Genomic DNA, 5,290 nt, shown 5'->3' on the forward strand with positions numbered 1-5,290 from the left:
CCTACCTGCGCCAGGCCTGGGGGGTGGTGGGGGTGCGGGAGAAGGGGGTGGAGGTGCGCCTCCGCTTCGCCCCGGAAGCCGCCTGGCGGGTCCTGGAGGGGGACTACCCCGGGCTTCAGGTGGAAGGGGAGCTGGAAGACGGCAGCCTCCTCGCCCGCCTCGAGGCCGCTCCCTTCAAGGACGGGGTGCCCTACGAGGTGCTGGCCTGGGTCCAAAGCTTCGGCCCCCGGGTGGAGGTGCTAAGCCCCCCGGAGCTCCGGCACCGCTGGCTGGAGGAAGCGAGGCGGCTCTTGGAGCTCTACGGAACCCGACAGGAGGTGTCGGGAACGCCTTCTAAGGTGAGCGTATGAACGTGAAAGAAGCAGCCCTGGCCCTTTGGGCCAAAAGCGGGGACCCCTTCCACCCCCTCCTCGCCCACATGCTGGACGCGGCGGCGGTGGCCCAGGCGGTGCTCTTCCGCGAGCCCGAGCGGACCCGGGCCCTATACGCCCAGGACTGGGGCCTCTCCCCGGAGGAGGCCGTGGCCTGGGTGGCCCTCCTCGTGGGCCTCCACGACCTGGGCAAGGCGAGTCCCGTCTTCCAGGCGGCCTGGGAGGAGGGGGCGAGGCGGGTGCAGGCGGCGGGCCTCCCCCTGGAGGAGGGCCTGGAGTGGGTGGCCCACGGGGTCTTCACGGAGCTCCTCCTGAAGCGGCTCCTCAAGGAGAAGGGCCTCCCCGAGCGGGCGGCCAACGACCTCGCCGCCGCCCTCGGGGCCCACCACGGCTTCTTGGCGAGCTCCGAGGAGAAAAAAGCCGCCCGCCGCCAGCTCAAGCAGGAAGACCCCCTCTGGTGGGAGGTCCGAGGGTGGCTTCTGGAGGAGCTATTCCAAAAGCTCGGGGTCCGGCTCCCAAAGCTGGAGGGCGGGGAGGCCAGGCCCGAGGCCGTGCTCCGGGTTATGGCCCTGGCCTCCTTCGCCGACTGGGTGGCCTCGGACCCCGGTTTTTTCCCTTACGGCCGGGACCCGCTAGCCCCGGACTACTTCGGCGGGGCCCAGGACCTCGCGGCCAAGGCCCTGGACAGCCTGGGCTGGAAGCCTTTCCGCCTTCCCCCGAGGCGGGACTTCGTGGAGCTCTTTTCCTTCGCCCCAAACCCCCTGCAGGGCGCCCTCCCCCAGGTCCTAAAGGAACCGAAAGCGCCCGTCCTCCTCCTGGTGGAAGCCCCCATGGGCATGGGCAAGACGGAGGCCGCCCTCTACGCCCACCACCTCCTTCAGGGGGCCCTCCACCATCGGGGCCTCTACCTGGGCCTGCCCACCCAGGCCACGGCCAACGGCCTCTTCCCGAGGGTGCAGGCCTTCCTGGAGCGCGTGCTGGAGAGGCCCGAGGTCCAGCTCCAGCACGGCACCGCCCTCCTCAACCCCCACTACGCCGGGCTCCTGGAGCGGGCCCGCCCCGCCGAGGTGTGGGACGAGGGGGAAGAAGGGGGTGCCGTGGCCTCGGCCTGGTTTTCCGCCCGCAAGCGGGCCATGCTGGCCCCCTACGGGGTGGGCACCCTGGACCAGGCCCTCCTCGGGGTGCTCCGGGTCAAGCACCACTTCATCCGCCTCTGGGGGCTCATGAACCGGGTGGTGGTGCTGGACGAGGTGCACGCCTACGACGTCTACACCTCGGGGCTCCTCCTCTCCCTCCTCAGGTGGCTCAAGGCCCTGGGCTCCAGCGCCATCGTCATGACCGCCACCCTGCCCCCTTCCCGCCGGAGGGCCCTCCTCGAGGCCTGGGCCGGGAAGGCCTTGCCCCAGGACCTGGGAGCCTACCCCCGGGTGGCGGTGGTGGAGGGAGAGGCCGTGCGCCACGCCTCCCTACCCCCCGCTCGGGAGGTGGAACTGGCCCTGGAGCGGGTCCCCGTGGGGGTGGAGGAGGTGGCCAAGGCCCTGAAGGAAGCCCTTCCCGGGGCCCTCGGGGCCATCGCGAACACCGTGGACCGGGCCCAGGCCCTCTACCTGGCCCTGGGGGAGGGAACCCCCCTTACCCTCGAGGCCCTGGCGAGCCGCCTTGGGGGCATCCCCGGCGGGCAGGCCTGGGAAGAGGTGCGCCGGGCGCTTCCCGAGCGGAAAGACGAGGTGGTGGGGAAGGTCCTATCGGACGGCACCCTGGTCTTCCTCCTCCACGCCCGCTTCCCCGCCGAGGAGCGGGCCTTAAGGGAGAGCGTGGCCCTTGCCCTCTTCGGCAAGGGGGGGCCTAGGCCTGAGAGGGCCATCCTGGTGGCCACCCAGGTGGCGGAGCAGAGCCTGGACCTGGACTTTGACCTCCTCTACACGGACCTCGCCCCCGTGGACCTCCTCTTCCAGCGCTCCGGGAGGCTCCACCGCCACGAGCGGCCGAGGCCCGAAAAGCACGCGGGGCCCAAGCTCCTCCTCGGCGTGCCCGAGGGTCTGGACTTCGGAAAGCCCCTCTACTGGGACTCGGTTTACGAGGACTTCGTTCTCCTCGCCACCTGGAGGGCGCTTTCGGGACGTGACCGCCTTCGTGTGCCCGGGGACCTCGAGGCCCTCTTGGAAGAGGTCTACGAGGCGGAGGACCCCGGGAGCTTCCCCGAGGGCCTGCGGGAGCGGGCGAGGAAGAGCCTGGAGCGCCTTCGGGAGCGGCGGGACAGGGAGAAGGCACACGCGGAAAAGTTCTCCTTAAGCAGCCTGGACCGCCTCCTCGCCTACTGGGACGAGGGCGCCTTGGTGGCCCAGGAGCGCCTCGAGGACGACGAGGAGAAGGCGGAGACCCAGCGCCTCCTCACCCGCCTGGGGGACCCCAGCGTGGCCGTAGTTCCTCTCTTCCCGGTGGGGAATGGGCTTTTCCTGGACCGGGAGGGGTGGCGGAGGGCGCCCCTGGAGGGGGAGGTCTTTCGGGAGGAGGCCGAGGCCCTCTTCCGGCGGGCGGTGCGCCTTTCCCGCTTCCCCCTGCCCCAGGACCTCTTGAAAGAGGAGGCTCCCCCCGCCTGGCGGAAAAGCGGCCTCCTGCGGGGCCTCCGCCCCTTGGAGGTGGGGCGGGTCTTCGGGTCCGGCGCGGGGGCCTTCCGGGTGGAGCTGGACCCGGAGCTCGGGGTGGTCTACCGGCCCGTTTGAATCCGTCAGCGGATGTCGGGAACCGGGATTAGCCTGGGGAAGGAGGTGAAATCTTGGAGCCCAAGTTCAACCTGGTGGAGGAGCCCTGGATTCCCGTCCTAAAGGAGGGGCGGGTGGTGGAGGTGGGGATGGGGGAGGCCCTCTTGCGGGCCCACGAGCTCGCCCGCATAGAGACCCCTTCCCCCCTGGAGGAAGCCGCCCTTTACCGCCTCCTCCTGGCGGCGCTCCACCGGGCCCTCATGGGCCCCCGCCGCCTGGAGGACGTACTGGACTGGTGGCGGGCCGGGCGCTTTCCCGAGGGGCCCATCCGGGACTACCTGGACCGCTTCCGGGACCGCTTCTTCCTCTTCCACCCCGAGGCTCCCTTCTTTCAGGTGGCGGACCTTCCGGAGGAGAACCCTCTTCCCTGGAGCAAGCTCCTCCCCGAGCTCGCGAGCGGCAACAACCCCACCCTCTTTGACCACACCACCGAGGAGAACCTCCCCAAGGCCACCTACGCCCAGGCCGCCCGGGCCCTCCTCGTGCACCAGGCCTTCGCCCTAGGGGGGCTCCTCCGCCGCTTTGGGGTGGGCTCGGCCAAGGACGCTCCCGTGGCCCGCCCCGCCCTTTTCCTGCCCACCGGGGGGAACCTCCTGGAAACCCTCCTCCTCAACCTCGTGCCCTACGCGCCGGAGGAGGACGCCCCCATCTGGGAGGTGCCGCCTTTGAGGCTCGCCGACCTCGAGGGCGGCAAGGCCCGGTGGCCCCTCTCCGGCAGGACCCGGGTCTACACCTGGCCCGCCCGGGGGGTGCGCCTCCTGGACGAGGGGGACGGGGTGCGCTTCATGGGGTATGGCCCCGGGGTGGAGCCCCGGGAGGCGCCTCACCGCGACCCCATGGTGGCCCAGCGCCTGGACCCGAAGGGCAACCTTCTCGTCCTCCGGCTTTCCGAAGAGCGGAGCTTCTGGCGGGACTTCTCCGCCATGCTCCCGAGGCAAGGTGGCAAGGTGGCGGCCACCCTCGAGCACGCGGACAACCTCCAAGGAGAGCTGGAGGACGCTTTACCCTCAGGGAAGCACCCTGAGGAGGGCAAAGAGGCCCGGGTGGCCTTGAGGGTGCTGGGCCAGGTGACCGACCAGGCCAAGGTCTTGGACCTGCACCGGGAGGTCTACCCCTTGCCCCCAGGACTTCTTTGCCCAGAAGGCGAGGCGAACCTGGAGAAGGCCTTGAAGGAGGCCGAGGAGCTGGGGCAGGGCCTGCGGGGCCTCGCCTTTAAAGTGGCCCGGGCGGTGGTGGGGGAGCGGGATTCCAACTTCGCCCGCTCCCTCCCCCTGGAGCGCCTCTACTGGCACGCCCTGGACGGGGCCTTCCCCGGCTTTCTCGCCCGGGTGGCGGAGGAGGCTTCCCTAAAGGGGTGGCGGGAGGAGCTCAAGCGGGCGGCCCGGGAGGCCTGGGCGGCCACCCGCCTTTTCCTGGGCACGGGGGCGCGGCACCTGAAGGCCCTGGCCCAGGGGGAACAGGAGTTTGGGCGCCTACTTGGGGCGCTCGGTAAGGAGGTGGGGACGTGAGCCAAGGGGAGCGGTTTTTGGCGTGGCTGGAGCGCTTGAAGGCCCAGAAGACTTGGACCCCGGCGCGGGCGGCCCTTAGGCGGAGCCTGGCCTTCCCTCCGGGGGCCTACCCCAAGGCCATGCCCTACGTGGAGCCCTTCGTGGAGGGAGAGGGCTGGAAGCGGGAGGCCCACTACCTGGTGGCGGCCCTCTACGCCCTGAAGGACGGGGAGCACCGGAAGGAGCGGACCCTGGCCCGGGCCCTCCGGGAGAAGGCCCAGGACTCAGGGAGTGTGGAGAAGCGCTTCCTCGCCCTTTTGGAGGCGGACCGCGACCAGATCGCCTTCCGCCTGCGCCAGGCGGTGGCCCTGGTGGAAGGGGGGCTGGACTTCGCCCGGCTTCTAGACGACCTATTACGCTGGTTTTCCCCGGAGCGGCCCGTCCAGGCCCGCTGGGCGAGGGAGTTCTACGGCGCCGAGGCTTCGGAAGAGGAAAGGAAGGAGGTGGAGGCGTGAAGCTTCTGGAAGTGCACATCCTGCAGACGGTGGCCCCGAGCAACCTGAACCGGGACGACACGGGAAGCCCCAAGGACGCCCTCTTCGGGGGCTTTAGGCGGGCCAGGATCTCCAGCCAGGCCCAGAAGCGGGCGGTGCGGGTGGCCTTTAGGGAT

5 protein-coding genes are annotated in these 5,290 nt (G+C 70.7%); all 5 read left to right on the top strand.

Annotated features, from left to right (window positions below):
* Positions 1-350: helix-turn-helix transcriptional regulator (locus tag AC01Y6_RS08805; RefSeq protein ID WP_476671157.1), on the top strand; the 350-nt coding region annotated here is incomplete at its 5' end.
* Positions 347-3,094: a CRISPR-associated helicase Cas3' gene (gene cas3 / locus AC01Y6_RS08810; protein ID WP_476671159.1), complete on the top strand. Its 2,748-nt coding sequence runs from the start codon at positions 347-349 to the stop codon at positions 3,092-3,094. The genes AC01Y6_RS08805 and cas3, both read left to right, overlap by 4 nt.
* A gap of 53 nt (positions 3,095-3,147) precedes the next feature.
* Positions 3,148-4,641 (top strand): type I-E CRISPR-associated protein Cse1/CasA, encoded by a 1,494-nt coding sequence (gene casA / locus AC01Y6_RS08815; RefSeq protein WP_476671160.1) that lies wholly within the window; start codon positions 3,148-3,150, stop codon positions 4,639-4,641.
* A complete protein-coding gene (gene casB, locus AC01Y6_RS08820) occupies positions 4,638-5,135 on the top strand; it encodes a type I-E CRISPR-associated protein Cse2/CasB (RefSeq protein ID WP_476671161.1) in 498 nt (165 codons plus the stop codon). The genes casA and casB overlap by 4 nt, the downstream gene beginning before the upstream one ends.
* Positions 5,132-5,290, top strand: a 159-nt coding sequence (locus tag AC01Y6_RS08825; protein ID WP_476671167.1) for a type I-E CRISPR-associated protein Cas7/Cse4/CasC, incomplete at its 3' end; no start/stop codon positions are given. The genes casB and AC01Y6_RS08825, both read left to right, overlap by 4 nt.

The sequence above is a fragment of the Thermus sp. genome (assembly GCF_056332225.1).

What these genes read in the sequence shown, in the direction of transcription:
- cas3 (WP_476671159.1), top strand. Translation starts at nt 347, where the DNA reads ATGAACGTGAAAGAAGCAGCCCTGGCCCTTTGGGCCAAAAGCGGGGAC.